This window comes from Winogradskyella forsetii, from assembly GCF_013394595.1.
Classification (GTDB): Bacteria; Bacteroidota; Bacteroidia; order Flavobacteriales; family Flavobacteriaceae; genus Winogradskyella; species Winogradskyella forsetii.
In genome coordinates this window covers 3,191,062-3,208,551 of record NZ_CP053348.1, presented here as the reverse complement: position 1 = coordinate 3,208,551, position 17,490 = coordinate 3,191,062, and the positions used below count along the sequence as shown (strand labels likewise).

The following is a 17,490-nucleotide window of genomic DNA, read 5'->3' as shown; positions in this document are numbered from 1 at the left end:
GAGAGAATCACTTCTCTCATTTTTCATATAATTATGGTAAATACATTTTTATTTTACAATTAGTTGCTTTCTATAAACGTTACCATCTTTAGTTACAATTTCTACAAAGTAAATACCAGTTCTTAAACCGTTAAGTTGAACCGTTTCAGAGTTACTTAATTTAAGAACTTTACCCATAATATTCTTTAAAGTAAGTTGTTGAAGTACTTCTGAAGCATCATCAAATTTAACTGTAAATTCGTTAGTTGCTGGGTTGGGGAATAGCTTCATGCCTTTAGAGAATTCAATAGTATCTTCATCATCACTATTTACATTTCTATTAGTGCTGCCATAACAATCTACAGTTAATAAAGTTGAGCCAGTATAGCATTCTTTACCTGTTTCTTTATCGTAAAGTGTAATATTTAAAGTAAAAATACCATCTTCTTGATATCTAATAGTCGTATTTTCTTCCATTGGGATAATAATGCCATTAGCATCTACAACAAGCGAATAACAATCTCTAAGTCTCTTTGGAAATACAATTTTAAATTTCCCACACTGATTTCTATCCTGAATTAAATCTACGATATCATAATAAGCATCTTCACAATCACCACATTTATCATTAAAGCAATCGACTTCCCTAATAATCTCATTAGAATAACATAATTGTTTGTTACTATCATATACAGAAATGGTAAATTCATTTATACCATTTTCAATGAAATAAACGTTGGTGTCTTCGGTTAATTGAGTATCGACTCCATCTTGCGTTAAAACTAAGTCGTTTGCGCTAAAATCATAACCTCCTGGAAAATTAATAGTATATTTTCCACATTGAGTTCTTTTCTCAACAAAGCTAGCGACTTCGTCAAATACGGCACTGCATGTATCAGAGAAACTACAGTCTAAAAAACTAAGTGTAAAGCGGTCATTAAACTCACCGACCTCTGATGTAAACGTATAACTAGACGCCGTTAAATCATGGCAAATATCTAATAAAGTATCGTTGATGTATATTTTGCGATTAGACATAAAATCACCTTTGACATCACTAATAGAAATTGTGTATTCTGTTATTGTTGCACTACCATCTTCGGCAGATTCTACAGAATTAAATAAACCTATAGAAATCTTTTCACTGCGGTTTAAATCATAGGTGTTTTTTCCCTGAATATTATATTTTTCATCAGATCCATCAATATTAGAGTAAATAATTCCATATGCACCGCGTGGAGTACTCATTCTTAAATCATAGGCTTGTCCGTCATCTCCACTCGTAGCAGCATCAGCATAACCAATCAAAATGTTATGGTTAACACCAGTGGGACTATTAAGGTTTAACCATAATTTGTTATCACCACCAGTGTTAGCTGTTCTAAAAAATTGTTCATTACCATCTACTTCACGCATACCATTGTTAAATATAATATCACCTGTTGCAGATGGTGCATCATCAGAATAATTAACAAAGAAACCTTGAGCAGAAGCTATGGAACCATTAGGTAATACATCATCATAATCAGGATCTCCGACTTGTACACTACTTGGTCTCACTGCTCCCATAGAATTAATATAAGCGTAATCGATATTTAAAAAATTAAGTACTTGACCTCCTTGGTTGTTACCACTTGGAGGTGTATGTGCAGACCAAAAGGCCGCATAACCACCAATGATTCCATTTGGGTTATTTATTGGGTGGTACGTGTTAGCTTCAAAGAATTTTTCTACGCTAATTCCAGATGCATAAGGATTACCAATAAAAATTGGGTTTTCATCTTCGTTAGCAAGATTGTCATCGTTTCTGGTAATTGGTACCGTAATTATACCATTATGAAATTGCCCTGAAAAAGTATAGTCTGTCGTACCAGCTGGAGTACCAGGAGCTTGTCTGGCGATGTAACCTACTCCAGTCTCAGCAGGATCCGTAGTATTAGCAAAAGTCCAGGAATTATAATCGTCGTCAAAACCGTCTTGTCCAGCTATAAATACACCCGTATTTCCTATTTCCTCTTGTGAATCCTCAAAATTTTCAGTTTTAAAATAATATCGGTAACCCCCATAAGTAGCTCCAAAAACGTCATCTATTGTTTGCCCCTCTACGGGAGGTGACCAATAGGTAACTTCTGTTGCAGAATCATATGGTGCAGTTGTTTTGTTTACGGTAGCATTACCGTTTAAATTAAAACTTGTACCATCTTCTATCTGTACAAAAGAGCCTTGAGTTTGTACCACAAGGTTTCCATTTATAATGGCATTACGTCTAACAGATATGAATAGATTATCAGTAATTGTAACTAATACACCTGTGTTAATTAAAAGTTCGCAACAGCTAAAGTTACCATCCGTTAAGGTATTGTAGTCACCAGCTATCACAGCAGAAATATTACCGTTTGGAGCTCCATTAGACCAAGTAGTACCATCCCAAGTAGTAGAGGTACATCCAGGGATAATAATCTGGGCATAAGAAATTGAAATAAAGAGGAAGCATAAAATGCCGAAAAGTTGTTTCTTCATAATTTAAGATTTAATTGATTAATAGTATGTTTTAAGCCTAAGAAAATTATAAAAATTACTGTTTTACAACTTTCTTTATTATAGAACGATTCAAGGTTTGTAATTTTAAAAAATAAACACCTGAAGAAATTTCAGAGAGATCTAGGCTCTCATTTTTTTTAGTAATTCTGCCTTCAAATACCAGTCGTCCATTTAGACTTACTAATTGGTAATTGATGTGTTCTAAAGTTTTAAAATTTAAAAAGAGTTCATCTATAACTGGGTTTGGAAATATAAGCGCATTGACTTCATTAAATTCATCTGTACTTAAATTAGAACAATCTTCGCTAAAATAGGATTGCGAGTCAATATCTGTCCAATTATTTGTGGAAAAAACAGCATCATCTACTTCAATACAAGTTAGTAAAGGGTTATTTACAAAATTTGGTATCTGAATAAAATTATAATTATTACCATTTTTAACAGATATATAATCCAAATTATTATTTGGAACTCCTAAATATATCAAATTCGAATTATTAGATAAATCTAAACTACTTAGTAAATTATTATTTGCCGTCAACCTTTCAAGGGCTGTATTTAAGGATAAATTTAAGTTTGTAATTTGATTGTTTCCACATAGAAGTTCTCTAAGGGCAGTATGGTCACCCACATTGAGTTCAGTTAATTGATTCTCTCGACACCATAATTTTAGCAAAGAGCTAGATTCTGGCAGTACTAAATTGTCAATATTATTATTATTCAGCTCTACAGTGCGTATTGCCAAGTTTTGCGACAAATCGAAAGTGCCGTTTATTAGATTATCATTTCCTCTTAATATGCCCAAGTTAGGGTTTTGTGATACATCTAGTGAGGTTAGTTGGTTATCCCAAAACGTTAGGTCCTGTAAAGTGGTGGTTGCAGGCAGTATTAACTCATCGATTAAATTTTCTCTACAATGTATTTGCTCAAGTAAGGTGTTTTGAGATAAATCTAAAGTGCCATCTATTTGGTTAAAGGTACAGCTAAGAAATGTAAGGTTTGTATTTTGAGAAAAATCTACAGTACTTATTTGATTGGTATTACAATTGAGTTGGCTTAAAGCTGTAAAATCTTCAATGCCAGTTAAATCTGAAATGTTACGGTTGCTAATCACCATTTGCGTTACGGTATCAATATTGGCTGTGAGTACATAATCATCTAAGACATCATCATAGCCTTCATTAATAAGGTATTGCTCAAAATTATCATCTGGTACATAGGTAGTCTGTGCAAAAGCTAACGGTGTGATAATGATAAAAGTAAGATAAAGTAGCTTTGTTCTCATTCTTGGGAATTGAATCTTAAAAATACATATTTAGTTGTAATAAATTTTAGGGTTATGGCTAAATTTTAAAAAATAATCTTACTGTTTTACAACTTTCTTTATTATAGAACGATTCAAGGTTTGTAATTTTAAAAAATAAACACCCTCAGAAATTCCAGAAAAGTCTATACTTTCATTTTGTGCTGTAAATTTACCTTTTGATTGTATTTGTCCTTTACTATTTATTAATTGGTAGCTTGTGTATTCTGCAGTTTTAAAACGTAAAACTAACTTATCAGTTACAGGATTAGGGAATATACTCACAGATGCCAAATTAGACTCATTTATGCTTAAAGAACAATCTTCGCTAAAATAATGTTGAGGGTCAACATAAGTTGTCCAATTATTGGTAGAGAAACCAGCGTCATCTACTTCTATACAAGTTAGCGATGGGTTATTAGACAATACAGGGTCAATTGTGAAATTAGCGTTATTTCCATTTTTAATGGATAAATAGTCTATGTTATTACTATTAGCCGTTAAAGAGGTTAAAGCGACATTATTAGTGAGGTCTAAACTGGTTAACATATTAAAGCCAGCAAATAATCTTTCTAAATCTGTATTTAAAGCTACATTAATAGCTGCGATTTCATTACCGGTCATAAGAAGTATTGTTAAGGACGGATTATAGTCTACATCAAGTGCCGTTAATTGGTTGTTACGACAATCTAATTCGATTAACGTATTTGTTTGTGGCAGTATTAATTGGTCAATACTATTATAATCACAGTCTATTCTATAAAGTGATGTGTTTTGGGATAGGTCTAATGTGCCGTCCAATTGGTTGTCATTTCCTCTAAAGAGACCTAAGTTTGGGTTTTGAGACACGTCTATAGACGTAAGCTCGTTATAGCTAAAATCTAAATACTCTAAGGTTGTTGTTTGGGGCAATATAATATTGTCAATTAAATTGTTTTTACATATTACTGAGAGCAATGCCGTGTTTTGAGATAAATCTAAAGTACCATTAAGAGCATTATCGGAGCAAATAAGACCTATTAAGTTTATATTTTGAGATAAATCTAAAGTATAGAGTTGGTTAGAACTCACATGAAGCCCTGTTAAAGATGTAAAGCCACCAATACCTGTTAAATCTGAGACGTTATTATTGGTCATTATGAGCTCCGTTACCGTATTGATATTAGCGGTTAGCACATAATCATCTAAAACATCATCATAGCCTATATCTATTAATCTTTGTTCAAAATTATCATCTGGCACATAGGTGGTTTGGGCAAATGCTAACTGAGTGATGATGATGAAAGTAAAATAAAGTAGTTTTGTTTTCATATTTTGGTATTGAGTATGAAGTTACATATTTAGTTTTAAATAATTGTAAGAAGCTATTTTAATGTACATGAAAAATAGATGATTATATTATTCTAATTTGTTTTTAATAGAACCAATCAAATACATGTTTTATTTATTTTTTATTTCATAACTTGAGATAACATCTTGGTTTACTTTTTGGTATTTAGGGACTCTGTGCATCAAATTTATAATAACATATATACTAAGTTTTAGTATTGGGAAGCCAATATTGTTTGAGATCGGATGGTATTTGAAACGTTCGAATTGATTAAGTTCTTGCATGCGAAATTTCGATATTTTTTCTGTAGGTACTATAAAGAAAAAGTCTTTCATTCAATGAAAGCCTTTTTTAGTTTTATCATATAAGTAATAAACAAAAAAAACCTTGAACAATCAGTTCAAGGTTTTTCAGTAGTATATGTTTCGAAGGCGGTTTAGCCATTCATAGAAATCAAAAACTCTTCATTATTTTTCGTTTGCTTAAAACGATCATTGATAAATTCCATAGCTTCCACCGGATTCATGTCAGCTAAGTACTTACGCATTACCCACATTCTTTGAATCGTTGTGTCATCCAATAAAATATCATCACGTCTTGTGCTTGATGAAGTTAAATCAATAGCTGGGAAAATTCTACGGTTAGAGATCTTACGATCTAACTGCAGTTCCATATTACCTGTACCTTTAAATTCTTCAAAAATAACTTCGTCCATTTTAGAACCAGTTTCGGTCAATGCTGTAGCAATTATGGTTAATGAACCACCATTTTCAATATTACGAGCAGCACCAAAGAAACGTTTAGGTTTGTGCAAAGCATTAGCGTCAACACCACCAGAAAGAATCTTTCCAGACGCTGGTTGAACGGTATTATAAGCTCTTGCCAAACGTGTAATGGAGTCTAATAAAATCACAACATCGTGTCCACATTCTACCAATCGTTTTGCTTTTTCTAAAACGATATTCGCGATTCTTACATGCTCGTGTGCCTCTTTGTCAAAAGTAGAAGCAATCACTTCGCCACGCACATTACGTTGCATATCTGTTACTTCTTCAGGACGTTCATCAATTAATAAAATCATTTGATAAACTTCAGGATGGTTGGCAGCAATAGCATTAGCTACATCCTTTAGTAACATTGTTTTTCCTGTTTTCGGTTGGGATACAATCATACCACGCTGTCCTTTACCAATAGGCGAGAACAAATCCATGATTCGTGTAGAAATGGTCGATTGCTTTTCGGCAATGTTGAATTTCTCTTGTGGAAATAACGGTGTTAAGTGCTCAAAAGCCACTCTATCCCTAACCACATTTGGGTTTTGACCATTAATTTTACTCACTTTAATTAAAGGGAAATATTTCTCACCTTCTTTTGGAGGTCGCACATGACCAAGAACCGTATCACCTGTTTTTAATCCAAATAATCTAATTTGGGATTGAGAGACATAAATATCATCTGGAGATGATAGGTAATTGTAGTCCGAAGATCTTAAAAACCCATAACCATCTTGCATAATGTCTAAAACACCTTCACTTTCAATAATGGCATCAAACTCATAGTCAGGTTCACGATAGCGATTTCTGCTGTCCTTGTTACCATTAGTCTTTTGGTTATTGTTGTTACGGTTGTTATTGTTGTCTTTAGAACGGTTCTGTCTGTTATCGTTAGAACGTCTTTTGTCATCCTTTTTGTCATTGGATTTATTGTCCTGACTTTTATTATGATGCGATTTTTCTTTATTGGATTTATCGTTGTTCGATTTGTCATTAGACCTATTGTCTCTAGCAGACTTATCATTAGACTTATCGTTGTTTGATTTATCGTTTCTAGGCTTTTGCTGTTTAGGCTTTGTGTCCACTTTTTTGTCATTGTCAGAAAACTCCATGGTTTTTTGATCTTTGTCGTTTTGAGGCTTTTTCTGAACTCTAGAGCGCTTTTGAGGCGGTTTGCTTTGAGATTGTTTTGGCTCTGGTTTGGTTTCGGTTGCCACCTTAGTTTTTACAGCATCAGGATTGGCCGCTTGGTAATCTAAAATTTTATAGACCAAGTCTAATTTTTTTTGAGTACGGTATTTAGGTACCTTTAGTTGTTTTGCTATCTCCTGCAATTCAGGAAGTTTTTTAGCTTTTAACTGAGAAATTTCAAACATTCTTATGTAGTATAATGTATTATAATTTTGATATTATTAATTCAATATTTTCTAAATGAAATAAAAAGAAAAAAAGTGAGATTAATTTGGAAGATTAGAAGGATGCAATTCAGTATGTTACTTCTTTATATTGCAATAATACGATTTTATTTTAAAACAATTTCTATCTTTTTAAAAAATAAACTGCTAATTTTGCAGAACTTTTTTAGTAAAAGATATGATTCAACGCATTCAAACCCTATATTTATTTCTAGCTGCTGGTATTTCTGCGGGCTTAATATTTGTGTTTCATTTGTGGACTGACAATGAAGGAGCAAAAGTATATGCACTAGATAATTATTTGTATTTAGGTTTATTTTTAGGCTCAGCTTTATTATCTTTGATTTCAATTTTTAGATTTAAAGACAGGAAATCCCAATTCGTTTTGGGACGACTTAATATAATATTAAACTTTATTTTACTAGGAATTTTTGTGTATCAATCTCTAAACTTATCTGGAGAAATTAACGTTTCTGAGAAAGGTATTGGGATTCTTCTTCCTATTTTTTCTATTGTGTGTTTAGTCTTGGCTAACAAGGCTATAAAAAAGGATGAAGATCTCGTAAAATCTGTAGATCGATTGCGATAAAACTAGAATCTTAATTAGTGTGAAAAACCCAAACGCTGCCGTTTGGGTTTTTTTATTGAAACTCAATAACCTCCAAATCCTTAATTTTTTTTCCATCAATTTTGAATCGAAGCATGGTTCTTACTTTATGAAATCCATGTTTGCCAGCCGCTCCAGGATTCATGTGCAACAAATCTAATTTTTTGTCGGGCATCACTTTTAAGATGTGCGAATGTCCTGTTATAAAAATATCAGGAGGGTTTAAGTTCAGTTCTTCACTAACACGAGTGTTATACTTTGGTGGATAACCGCCAATGTGTGTGATCCATACATCAATATCTTCGCACATAAACCTATTGTGGAGCGGAAACTCAGTTCGTGCTTTCGCATCATCTATATTCCCATAAACAGCTCTTAATGGTTTTAATTTCTTTATTTGATCTGTAACTTTTAAATCGCCAACATCGCCAGCATGCCAAACTTCATCGGCTTGTTTTACATGTTTTAGAATAGCATCGTCAATATAACTATGGGTATCTGATAATAGTAGTATTTTTTTCATCCTATCCTAAATCCTTCCTGGGAAAGGACTTTTGTAAGTTTAATTTTTCGTTCCCGAGAAATCAGGAATCTTATTAATGTCTTAATTTTTAAACAAAAATAATTTATATTCTTAACTCTAAATATTCCGTTAATGAGATTCCTGCGTTGGCAGGAATAAAGTATCTTTGCACTTCAACAAAAGTAAGATTTCTATTGCGATTTTTCATCGAACTTTCATATAATGGTAAAGCCTATCATGGTTGGCAAAATCAGCCTAATGCTATTTCTGTGCAAGAAGTATTAGAAAAAGCACTTTCTACTATTTTGAAAACTGAAATCTCAATTATGGGAGCTGGCAGAACAGATTCAGGTGTCCATGCATCGCAGATGTTTGCACATTTTGATTTTGAAAATAAAATCGAATCAACAGATTTGATTTATAAGCTGAATTCTTTTTTGCCAAAAGATATTGCCATAACTTCTATTTTTGAGGTAAAACCTGAGGCGCACGCAAGGTTTGATGCGCTGAGCCGAACCTATCATTATAAGATATCGACCTCAAAAAATGTTTTTGATTACGATTTTGCCTATCAAGTGCAATTGCCTTTAGATGTTGAAGCCATGAACAAAGCCTGTAAAATCTTATTTGAGTATAAAGATTTTCAATGCTTTTCTAAAAGTAATACCGATGTAAAAACGTATAATTGTGACATAAAGGAAGCGTTTTGGACAAAGAAAGAAGAGCAACTTGTTTTTACAATTAAAGCCGATCGTTTTTTGAGAAATATGGTGAGAGCCATTGTCGGTACCATGGTAAACATAGGGTTAGGAAAATTGAAAGCAAATGATTTGCATCAAATTATAGCTTCAAAAAATAGAAGCGAAGCCGGATTTTCAGTGCCTGCACATGGCTTGTATTTGGTAGAAATAGTTTATCCAGAACGTATAAAACCTTAAATACGCGATTCATCGCATATAACAAATTTCCGATTAACAGGAAAATAGATACCACGAACAAGTCGTGGCACAAGATGACAGAAAAAGAAAAGAAAATATTTGATGTATCGTTGTTCACACGATTGTTGCAGTACATAAAACCGTATCGCACGGTATTTGTGATTTCGTTGGTTTGCGTTATTGGACTGGCATTATTCGGAGCCTTAAGGCCTTACGTTTTGAAAGAAGCGATTGATGTCAAAATCGCCAATAAAGAATACAATGGCTTTGTGATTTATATGGTTATCATGCTTGGCTTGTTGATTCTTGAGGTAATTTCACAATTACTGTTCATATATTATGCCAGTTGGTTAGGACAATCCGTCGTCAAGGATATTCGCGTGAAATTATTTAAACACATGCTGAAATTCAAAATGACTTATTTTGATAAATCTTCGGTTGGTGTATTGATTACAAGAGCGGTCACAGATATGGAGCGTATTGCGGATATTTTTGGTCAAGGCCTCTTTATGATTTTTAGCGATGTTCTTAAAATGTTGGTAGTTGCTGGTTTTATGTTTTACATGAATTGGAAACTGAGTCTCATCGTTATTGTGACTTTGCCCATTATTTTATTTGCAACAAAGGTTTTTCAGAAGTATATGAAACGTGCGTTTGAAGATGTAAGAACTGAGGTGTCTAACTTAAATTCCTTTGTGCAAGAGCGTGTGACAGGAATGAAAATTCTACAATTATTCACAAGGGAAGCTACTGAATACAAAAAGTTCAAAGCCATAAACGAACGCCATAAAAAAGGTTGGCTTAAAACGGTTTGGTATAACTCTATTTTCTTTCCTATTGCCGATTTCATTTCGTCATTGACCATGGGCGCTGTGATCTGGTATGGTGGAATAAATACAGTTGTTGGTCAAACAGCAACCTTGGGAGATTTAATTGCGTTCACCATGTTTATTCCAATGTTGTTTAGACCGCTCAATCAAATTGCCAATAAATTCAACACGCTACAAATGGGAATGGTAGCCGCAGACCGTGTTTTTAAAGTTTTGGATACCACATCTAATATTGACGATTCTGGTACCATTGAAGCTCAACATTTTAAAGGTAATATTTCTTTTAAAAATGTACGGTTCTCTTATGTTAAAGATGAAGAAGTCCTAAAAGGTGTTTCCTTACAGGTTCAAGCGGGCGAAACAGTTGCTATTGTTGGAGCGACAGGAGCAGGAAAATCGACCATCATTAATTTATTGAATCGTTTTTACGAAATCAATTCAGGAATTATCAAAGTTGATGATACAGACATTAAAGAAATGACATTGAGTTCACTAAGAAACCAGATTGCAGTTGTACTTCAAGATGTGTTTTTATTTGCAGATACAATTCTGAATAATATTACATTAAATAACGACGATATTACGGAAGACGATGTGGTAAATGCAGCCAAAGCGATTGGAATACATGAGTTTATTTCAAGTCTTCCAAATGGTTATCATTATAATGTGAAAGAACGCGGTGTAATGTTGTCTTCTGGTCAACGCCAATTGATTTCCTTTTTAAGAGCTTATGTGACTAATCCAAGTATTTTAATTTTAGATGAAGCGACGTCTTCAGTAGATTCGTATTCGGAACAATTAATACAAGATGCTACCGATAAAATAACGGAAGGACGAACTTCTATTGTTATTGCGCACAGATTGGCAACCATTCAACAAGCTGATAAAATTATTGTTATGGATGCTGGCAAAATAGTAGAAATTGGTACGCACAAATCATTGCTCAAACAAGAAAACGGTTACTATAAAAACCTTTACGAAGTTCAGTTTTTGAAGGCTGAAGCAGTTTAGTTTGCCGATTTAGTTTTGGCTGCTTCTTCTGCCGCTTTTTTACCAGCCTCAAACATTTCTTGTAACTCTCCTGTAAAGAACATTACACCTAGCATAATTATGGTGATGATAAATAATGTAATTCCTAAAACAACAAGGAATAATAAAGTTCTAACAATTATGTCTAAAGTGTTCAGTTTATAAAGGCGTTTAAGGCAGTATGCAGAATAAATAACCATTAATGGGAGTGTAGCGACACCTAAAATACTAGTGTTCAAACCTATAAAAGCTAGAGCCACAACTACTATAGCACTGGCAATTGATATTTGGGCTTGGATATATAAAAAGACAACTAATAACTCTGTGTAGTTGTATTTTTTTATGTTGAAAAACACAAGTCTTGCCATTAGGGCATAAATTGGCACATAAAGCATCATTATTATAGATTGATACTCTTGCACAAAAGCCATATTTTTTTTCTGAAATTCTTCTTGACCGGGAGCAGACATAAATGAAAAGTCCATTACCTCTGGGAAATATTTGTTTATTATAAACATATAAAGACCAGAGATCGTTATTGCCAAAGCAAAATAGCTAATCACATTGACGTACTTTTTTCGCGTGCCTTCGATATAGCCGTCAATAACGGCTTCAGGTTTTCTGAAAAGTGTAAGGAACGTTTTTAATAAGGTATTGTCGTAGTTAAAAAATGTTTCACTCACATGCTCAAAAAGATTCTTGAATGTCAAGCGATTTCTAACCACTCTTCCTCCACAACTTCTGCAATAGTCGTCATGTTCTTCTAATTCGGTATAGCAGTTTTTACAATTCATTATAACTGTTTGGAAATGAGAACTATTATTATAGCGAATATCATAATTATAAACATTGAAAAGACATAGATCACCATCACAATTAAAAAACGTGCAAATGTTTCCCAAAAGGTATTTTTAAAAATGCGTTTAAGAACATAAAATAAATACACAATTGTAGGAATGGTAACTAAGGTTGAAACTATAAGATAATCTAACCTAAATAGCAAAAAGAGAATACTTAAAACAGCTGTAATAATAATATATTGAGCATAATAGTATAAGTTGATTACTAAATGCTCTGTAAAATTATAAGTTCTTTCGCCCAATAAATAATAGGTAAGCCAAGTTCCAAAAGCAGAAAATGGAACAGTAAAAATGTATATTAAACTTTGATACTTGGTTAAGTCACCTAAGTTGAGATTGGTAAACGGATTATCGGTTTTTGGTGCAGTGGTATTAAACCCTTCAGCAAAACCTGAACTAAAATCCAGTGCTTCTTTGAAAAAAGTAGTCATTAAAAATACTTGAATACCAGCTAAAGTCAGTGATATAGCAAAATATTGCAAAACATCAATATACTTTTTACGGGTACCATCAATATAGCCTATTATGACGGCTTCAGGTTTTTTAAAGAGATCGATAAATGTACGCAAGAATTTATTGTCTATAGATATAAACTGTTCATTCACTTGCTGTGCCAAGACTCTTGGCTTTAGTCGATTTTGAATCACTTTCGCACCACATTCATCACAAAATTTTTGTGAATCTCTAAGTGAATTATTACAGTTTTTACAATGCACTAGCCTAGATCTTCCTTGATTTTTTGAATGAGTTCACCGGTGTCATTGAACATTTCGAACTCGCCATTTTTTATGTAAGAAATCTGTCCTGTTTCTTCACTCACACAAAGTGCCAAAGCATCTGTTTTTTCGGTTATGCCAATAGCGGCTCTGTGTCGTAAACCAAAACGTTCTGGGATATTTTTTTCATTATTTACAGGAAGAATGACTCGTGTTGCTTTTACAATATTCTTGTCTATGATTGCGGCGCCATCATGCAAAGGACTATTTTTAAAAAAGATGCTTTCTATAATAGGTTGAGAAACCAAAATATTCATTTCATCTCCTGTACTCGTTAAAAAATCTAAATTGTTGTTACGCTCAATGACGATTAAAGCGCCAGTGTTTGATGATCCCATTTTATTGCATGCATTGATAATGGCGTCCACATCAGTTGAGGTTTGGTCGTCATTTTTCAGGAACTTAAAGTTTTTGAAAAGATTACGTTTTCCACCGATATTGGTTGAACCTACCATTAAAAGAAACTTTCTGATTTCAGGTTGAAAGACGACTATCAAAGCAATAATTCCGACTTTCATAAATCCATCAAAAATGCTGTAAAGCATCTGCATGTTGAGGTAATCCGTTAAGCGCCATGCAAAATAGATGATAAGGATTCCAATAAAAATATTGATGGCAACCGTTCCTTTTACAAGTTTGTAGATATAATAGAGTAGAATGGCCACAAGGAAGACGTCCACAAAGTCTATAAATCTAAAATCCCAAAGTTGTAAGTTTTCCAAATGGTCGGTCTTTTTGCTAATTTAAGAATTTATGTTTAGTAGGGAAGAAAAAAGTATAATTGTTGTCACAGTTCTATTGATTATTAAAAATTCACACCGCTAAAGTCCCCAAAGTGTTCAATTTCCAGAAAAAGAATTGTATAAACCGAAACTATATTGTTCACCCTGAAATTAAATTTTTATCATAATCCTATAAAGTTTATTAGAACGATTGTCCTCTTGAGGGGACTTTAGGGGTGTTTTTCAAATTGTTTAGTTATTTAACTTTCTTATTTAATAAATGAATTCATCATTGCTTATTTCTGTCATTTCATTCGTGAAGTTGATCAGTTTGTATTTCAAGTCAATATAATTTTGAAAGGTTAATCTATTATCAAAAGACAAATAGATTTTGTTCTTTTCATTTCTATATGATTCAAAATAATCATAATTAAAATTGGTATCTATTGCTAATGTTTCGACTTTAGTTTCGAAGTTGCTAAATACTTCTGAAACATTAAAAAAACCATTTGAGAAGAAATGAATATTTACTGTTTTTGAATCATTAGGATCCTCTTCAAAGTAAGAATTAATATCAGTAATATAATTCACATCCGTAAACTCCAAAAACCCCAAATTCCCAATGCTAACATCATTACAAGTAAAATAATTCTTCGCATCTTCATTCTTGTGCATTTCTGCATTTCGCTTCTTATCCTGTAAAAATTGAATATGCGGAATGGCTTGTCTCAACGTTAAGCGTTTATCGACATTAACCAACCAATTGGTGGTGGTGATGAGGTTTTTTCGATTTAATAAGGTGGAATCAGGTTGCGTTTCATCGTAAAAGATATAAGCAGGAGACACGTCTAAAACTTCTGTGACTTCTGCATTTTCAATTTCCGGTAATTGTAAAACACGTTCGTTGTTGCAGCTTAAGCAACCTAAAATAAGGAGGATAAAAATGTATCGCATAATATGTTTAAAAGTTTCATATATAAGACCTGCTAGGTTTTGGAAACCTGCTAAGTCTTTAATCGATTATAAAGTGTGACACATTCCATTGCTTCCTTCACATCGTGAGCGCGTAAGATTTTTGCGCCTTTTTCTAAGGCGACCATGTGTAAGGCAGTTGTTCCGTTGAGGGCATTTTCGGAATTGGAATTTAAAGTTTTATAAATCATCGATTTTCTAGACACACCAGCTAAAATGGGTTTGTCCGTAAGTTGCAGTAATTCTAATGTATTCAGCAATTCAAAATTCTGAGCTGTGGTTTTAGCAAATCCGAAACCAGGATCGATAATGATATCGTTGATTTTTTTTTGGTGTGCAACTGCAATACGTTCCGCAAAATAAGCGATAATCTCTTTAACTAAATCCTGGTAGTGCGTTTGTTGTTGCATTGTTTTTGGATTGCCTTTCATGTGCATCATAATGTAAGGCACACCTAATTTTCCAATAGTAGAAAGCATGTTGTCGTCCAATTTTCCGGCAGAAATATCATTGATTAAGGCTGCACCAACTTCAATACTTCGCTTAGCGACTTCGCTTCTAAATGTATCAATAGAAATTAAAGTCTTAGGAAAATGCGTCAAAATTAATTCTACAACAGGTAAAACACGGTTCAGTTCTTCGGCTTCACTAACATCATCAGCATTTGGTCTGGAACTGTAACCACCAATATCAATAAACGTGGCACCATCATTCAGCATCGATTCAACCTGATGCAAAATCTCAGACTCATCCTTGTACTTTCCACCATCAAAAAATGAATCTGGAGTCACATTAAGAATTCCCATCACTTTTGGTGTGGATAGATCGATTAATTTGCCTTTGCAGTTTATGGTCATATTTATTTGCCGCGAAAACGGTAAGCTTTTAGATAGAATTAAAGTTCAAAGTTATTAACATATTCCCAAACTTTAAAGCTGATTTCAAATCATTGAACGCTGAACTTTGAACTTTGAACTAAATAAGCGAAATTTACGCAAAATTTACTCGATAATCGAGATTTTAGTATAAAGGGCTTTAGGTATGTAAAAGTTCTTTTTAAACCAAAACTTTTAACTGACTTACAAGAAGCTAATTTTTGATCCATGCAAGACACTTCAAAACAATACGATGCGGTTATCGCCAAATGCAGAGCCCTTTTTGTCAATAAAATGAGTGATTATGGCAGTGCATGGCGAATTTTGAGATTACCATCGTTAACCGATCAGATCTTTATAAAGGCGCAGCGCATACGAGGATTACAACAAAATGCGGTTCGGAAAGTAGATGAAGGGGAAGTCAGCGAGTTCATCGGAATCATCAATTATTGTATAATGGCGCTGATCCAGTTAGAAAAAGGTGTGGTGGAGCAACCCGATTTAAACACGGAAGAGGCTACTGAATTATATGACGAAAAAATAGCAATCACAAAACAATTAATGTTGGATAAGAATCACGATTATGGTGAAGCTTGGCGAGATATGCGTGTCAGTTCTTTGACTGATTTGATTTTGCAAAAATTATTAAGAGTAAAGCAAATTGAGGACAACGCAGGAAAAACCATAGTAAGCGAAGGTATTGACGCCAATTATCAGGATATGATTAATTATTCGGTTTTTGCTATGATTCACTTGGGAGAAAGCAAATAAAATTTTATGAAATACATAGTACAATTAAGTAGAATCTTTACAGGAATTCTTTTTATCATTTCAGGATTTATAAAACTGAATGATCCACTAGGCTTTTCATACAAACTTCAAGAATACTTTGGTGCCGATGTATTGAATCTCGAATTTTTGATCCCATACGCCTTAGGTATTTCAGTAATCGTTGTGGTGTTTGAAGTGGTGTTAGGTGTGTTTTTATTGATTGGTTACAAACCTAAATTTACGGTTTGGAGCTTGTTGTTAATGATTGTATTCTTCACGTTTCTAACCTTCTATTCAGCTTATTTCGATAAAGTAAAAGATTGTGGCTGCTTTGGCGATGCTTTAAAATTAACACCATGGGAAAGCTTCACAAAAGATGTCATTTTATTGGTGCTTATTTTGATTTTGTTCTTCGGAATGAAACATATCAAACCTCTTTTTTCAAAATTACCAACAACTGCAATCGCATTATTGAGTTTTATTTTGTCGTTATGGTTTGGCTATCATGTGCTAATGCATTTGCCTGCTATAGATTTTAGGGCCTATAAGATTGGAGCCAATATTCAGGAAGGTATGGTAATTCCAGAGGATGCGCCAAAGCCAGTTTCAGAATATACGTGGACGTTTATGGTCAATGGCGAAGAACAAGAATTTGTAACCAACGGAAGTTACCCAAAAGTAGAGGGAGAGTATGTTGGTGTGGAAACAAAACTTATAGATGAAGGTTATATCCCACCAATCCAAGATTTCACTATAGAATCTGACGATGAAGAATTGACTGATTATTTCTTGGAAAAAGATAATTTAGTGATGATTACCATGTATAGCATTCCCAAAGCCGAAGCCGAAGGTGTAGCAAAGCTGAAATCGTTTACTGACCAAGCCTTAAAGAAAGGCTACACGGTGATTGGCTTAACATCCTCAGGACCTAGTGATAAATCGCAATTAAAGGCCACCTACGATCTGAATTTCGATTTTTATCTGTGTGATGAAAAAGTCCTAAAAACTATTGTCCGTTCTAATCCTGGCATTGTGGTTTTGGAGAAAGGGACTATAACACAAAAGGCGCATTGGAATGATATTGAAGATATTGATCTTTAGTTTATAGTCTCAGTCTCAGTTTTGGTATAAAGAAAAAGTAGGATTAAAATTGAACTCTGACAATATGTTGATAATGATGATGAAGATGAAAACGAAAATTTGGAATTTTAGTTAAGAGCATCCTTTTGTGAGGCTTTGTGTTTTC

15 protein-coding genes are annotated in these 17,490 nt (G+C 33.5%); 5 read left to right on the top strand and 10 right to left on the bottom strand.

From position 1 onward, the window contains the following. Positions 1–48: 48 nt before the first annotated feature. The 4 genes from HM987_RS13975 to rho form a co-directional block, all read right to left on the bottom strand. The gene (locus tag HM987_RS13975) at positions 49–2,499 is read right to left on the bottom strand and encodes a T9SS type A sorting domain-containing protein (protein WP_179008666.1); all 2,451 of its coding nucleotides are present in this window, start codon (positions 2,497–2,499) and stop codon (positions 49–51) included. 55 nt (positions 2,500–2,554) lie between these two features. Next, positions 2,555–3,805 carry a T9SS type A sorting domain-containing protein gene (locus HM987_RS13970; RefSeq protein WP_179008665.1) on the bottom strand — a complete coding sequence of 417 codons (1,251 nt, stop codon included), beginning with the start codon at positions 3,803–3,805 and terminating at the stop codon, positions 2,555–2,557. Between the two features lie 78 nt (positions 3,806–3,883). Next, positions 3,884–5,134: a T9SS type A sorting domain-containing protein gene (locus HM987_RS13965; RefSeq protein WP_179008664.1), complete on the bottom strand. Its 1,251-nt coding sequence runs from the start codon at positions 5,132–5,134 to the stop codon at positions 3,884–3,886. A 455-nt stretch (positions 5,135–5,589) separates the two neighbouring features. Further along, positions 5,590–7,302: a transcription termination factor Rho gene (rho, locus tag HM987_RS13960; protein WP_179008663.1), complete on the bottom strand. Its 1,713-nt coding sequence runs from the start codon at positions 7,300–7,302 to the stop codon at positions 5,590–5,592. Positions 7,303–7,519: 217 nt separating this feature from the next. Here rho and HM987_RS13955 point away from each other — a divergent pair, with 217 nt between their 5' ends. Next, complete coding sequence (locus HM987_RS13955; RefSeq protein ID WP_179008662.1) at positions 7,520–7,930, top strand: DUF4293 domain-containing protein; 411 nt, start codon at positions 7,520–7,522, stop codon at positions 7,928–7,930. A gap of 52 nt (positions 7,931–7,982) precedes the next feature. Here HM987_RS13955 and HM987_RS13950 read toward each other — a convergent pair whose 3' ends face one another. Continuing rightward, complete coding sequence (locus tag HM987_RS13950; protein WP_179008661.1) at positions 7,983–8,471, bottom strand: metallophosphoesterase family protein; 489 nt, start codon at positions 8,469–8,471, stop codon at positions 7,983–7,985. A 194-nt stretch (positions 8,472–8,665) separates the two neighbouring features. Between HM987_RS13950 and truA the strand changes: the two genes are divergently transcribed. Beyond that, the gene (gene truA / locus HM987_RS13945; RefSeq protein ID WP_179008660.1) at positions 8,666–9,409 is read left to right on the top strand and encodes a tRNA pseudouridine(38-40) synthase TruA; all 744 of its coding nucleotides are present in this window, start codon (positions 8,666–8,668) and stop codon (positions 9,407–9,409) included. Positions 9,410–9,483: 74 nt separating this feature from the next. After that, on the top strand, positions 9,484–11,250 hold the full coding sequence (locus HM987_RS13940; protein WP_179008659.1) for an ABC transporter ATP-binding protein: 1,767 nt from the start codon (positions 9,484–9,486) through the stop codon (positions 11,248–11,250). Here HM987_RS13940 and HM987_RS13935 read toward each other — a convergent pair. The 5 genes from HM987_RS13935 to folP form a co-directional block, all read right to left on the bottom strand. After that, complete coding sequence (locus tag HM987_RS13935; RefSeq protein WP_179008658.1) at positions 11,247–12,062, bottom strand: DUF3667 domain-containing protein; 816 nt, start codon at positions 12,060–12,062, stop codon at positions 11,247–11,249. The genes HM987_RS13940 and HM987_RS13935 overlap by 4 nt on opposite strands. Continuing rightward, positions 12,062–12,844 carry a DUF3667 domain-containing protein gene (locus tag HM987_RS13930; RefSeq protein WP_179008657.1) on the bottom strand — a complete coding sequence of 261 codons (783 nt, stop codon included), beginning with the start codon at positions 12,842–12,844 and terminating at the stop codon, positions 12,062–12,064. Before HM987_RS13930 ends, HM987_RS13935 begins: the two co-directional genes overlap by 1 nt. Further along, positions 12,844–13,626, bottom strand: a complete 783-nt coding sequence (gene cdaA / locus HM987_RS13925) for a diadenylate cyclase CdaA (protein ID WP_179008656.1) — start codon at positions 13,624–13,626, stop codon at positions 12,844–12,846. Before cdaA ends, HM987_RS13930 begins: the two co-directional genes overlap by 1 nt. A gap of 273 nt (positions 13,627–13,899) precedes the next feature. Next, a complete protein-coding gene (locus HM987_RS13920; RefSeq protein ID WP_179008655.1) occupies positions 13,900–14,580 on the bottom strand; it encodes a hypothetical protein in 681 nt (226 codons plus the stop codon). 50 nt (positions 14,581–14,630) lie between these two features. Further along, on the bottom strand, positions 14,631–15,455 hold the full coding sequence (gene folP, locus HM987_RS13915) for a dihydropteroate synthase (protein ID WP_179008654.1): 825 nt from the start codon (positions 15,453–15,455) through the stop codon (positions 14,631–14,633). Between the two features lie 246 nt (positions 15,456–15,701). Between folP and HM987_RS13910 the strand changes: the two genes are divergently transcribed. Both HM987_RS13910 and HM987_RS13905 read left to right on the top strand, forming a co-directional pair. Continuing rightward, entirely contained in the window at positions 15,702–16,244 is a 543-nt protein-coding gene (locus HM987_RS13910; RefSeq protein WP_179008653.1) for a DUF1599 domain-containing protein, read from the top strand. Positions 16,245–16,250: 6 nt separating this feature from the next. Continuing rightward, entirely contained in the window at positions 16,251–17,345 is a 1,095-nt protein-coding gene (locus HM987_RS13905; protein WP_179008652.1) for a BT_3928 family protein, read from the top strand. Positions 17,346–17,490: the final 145 nt, after the last annotated feature.

What these genes read in the sequence shown, in the direction of transcription:
- HM987_RS13975 (WP_179008666.1), bottom strand. Translation starts at nt 2,499, where the DNA reads ATGAAGAAACAACTTTTCGGCATTTTATGCTTCCTCTTTATTTCAATT.
- HM987_RS13970 (WP_179008665.1), bottom strand. Translation starts at nt 3,805, where the DNA reads ATGAGAACAAAGCTACTTTATCTTACTTTTATCATTATCACACCGTTA.
- HM987_RS13965 (WP_179008664.1), bottom strand. Translation starts at nt 5,134, where the DNA reads ATGAAAACAAAACTACTTTATTTTACTTTCATCATCATCACTCAGTTA.
- rho (WP_179008663.1), bottom strand. Translation starts at nt 7,302, where the DNA reads ATGTTTGAAATTTCTCAGTTAAAAGCTAAAAAACTTCCTGAATTGCAG.
- HM987_RS13955 (WP_179008662.1), top strand. Translation starts at nt 7,520, where the DNA reads ATGATTCAACGCATTCAAACCCTATATTTATTTCTAGCTGCTGGTATT.
- HM987_RS13950 (WP_179008661.1), bottom strand. Translation starts at nt 8,471, where the DNA reads ATGAAAAAAATACTACTATTATCAGATACCCATAGTTATATTGACGAT.
- HM987_RS13940 (WP_179008659.1), top strand. Translation starts at nt 9,484, where the DNA reads ATGACAGAAAAAGAAAAGAAAATATTTGATGTATCGTTGTTCACACGA.
- HM987_RS13935 (WP_179008658.1), bottom strand. Translation starts at nt 12,062, where the DNA reads ATGAATTGTAAAAACTGCTATACCGAATTAGAAGAACATGACGACTAT.
- HM987_RS13920 (WP_179008655.1), bottom strand. Translation starts at nt 14,580, where the DNA reads ATGCGATACATTTTTATCCTCCTTATTTTAGGTTGCTTAAGCTGCAAC.
- folP (WP_179008654.1), bottom strand. Translation starts at nt 15,455, where the DNA reads ATGACCATAAACTGCAAAGGCAAATTAATCGATCTATCCACACCAAAA.
- HM987_RS13910 (WP_179008653.1), top strand. Translation starts at nt 15,702, where the DNA reads ATGCAAGACACTTCAAAACAATACGATGCGGTTATCGCCAAATGCAGA.
- HM987_RS13905 (WP_179008652.1), top strand. Translation starts at nt 16,251, where the DNA reads ATGAAATACATAGTACAATTAAGTAGAATCTTTACAGGAATTCTTTTT.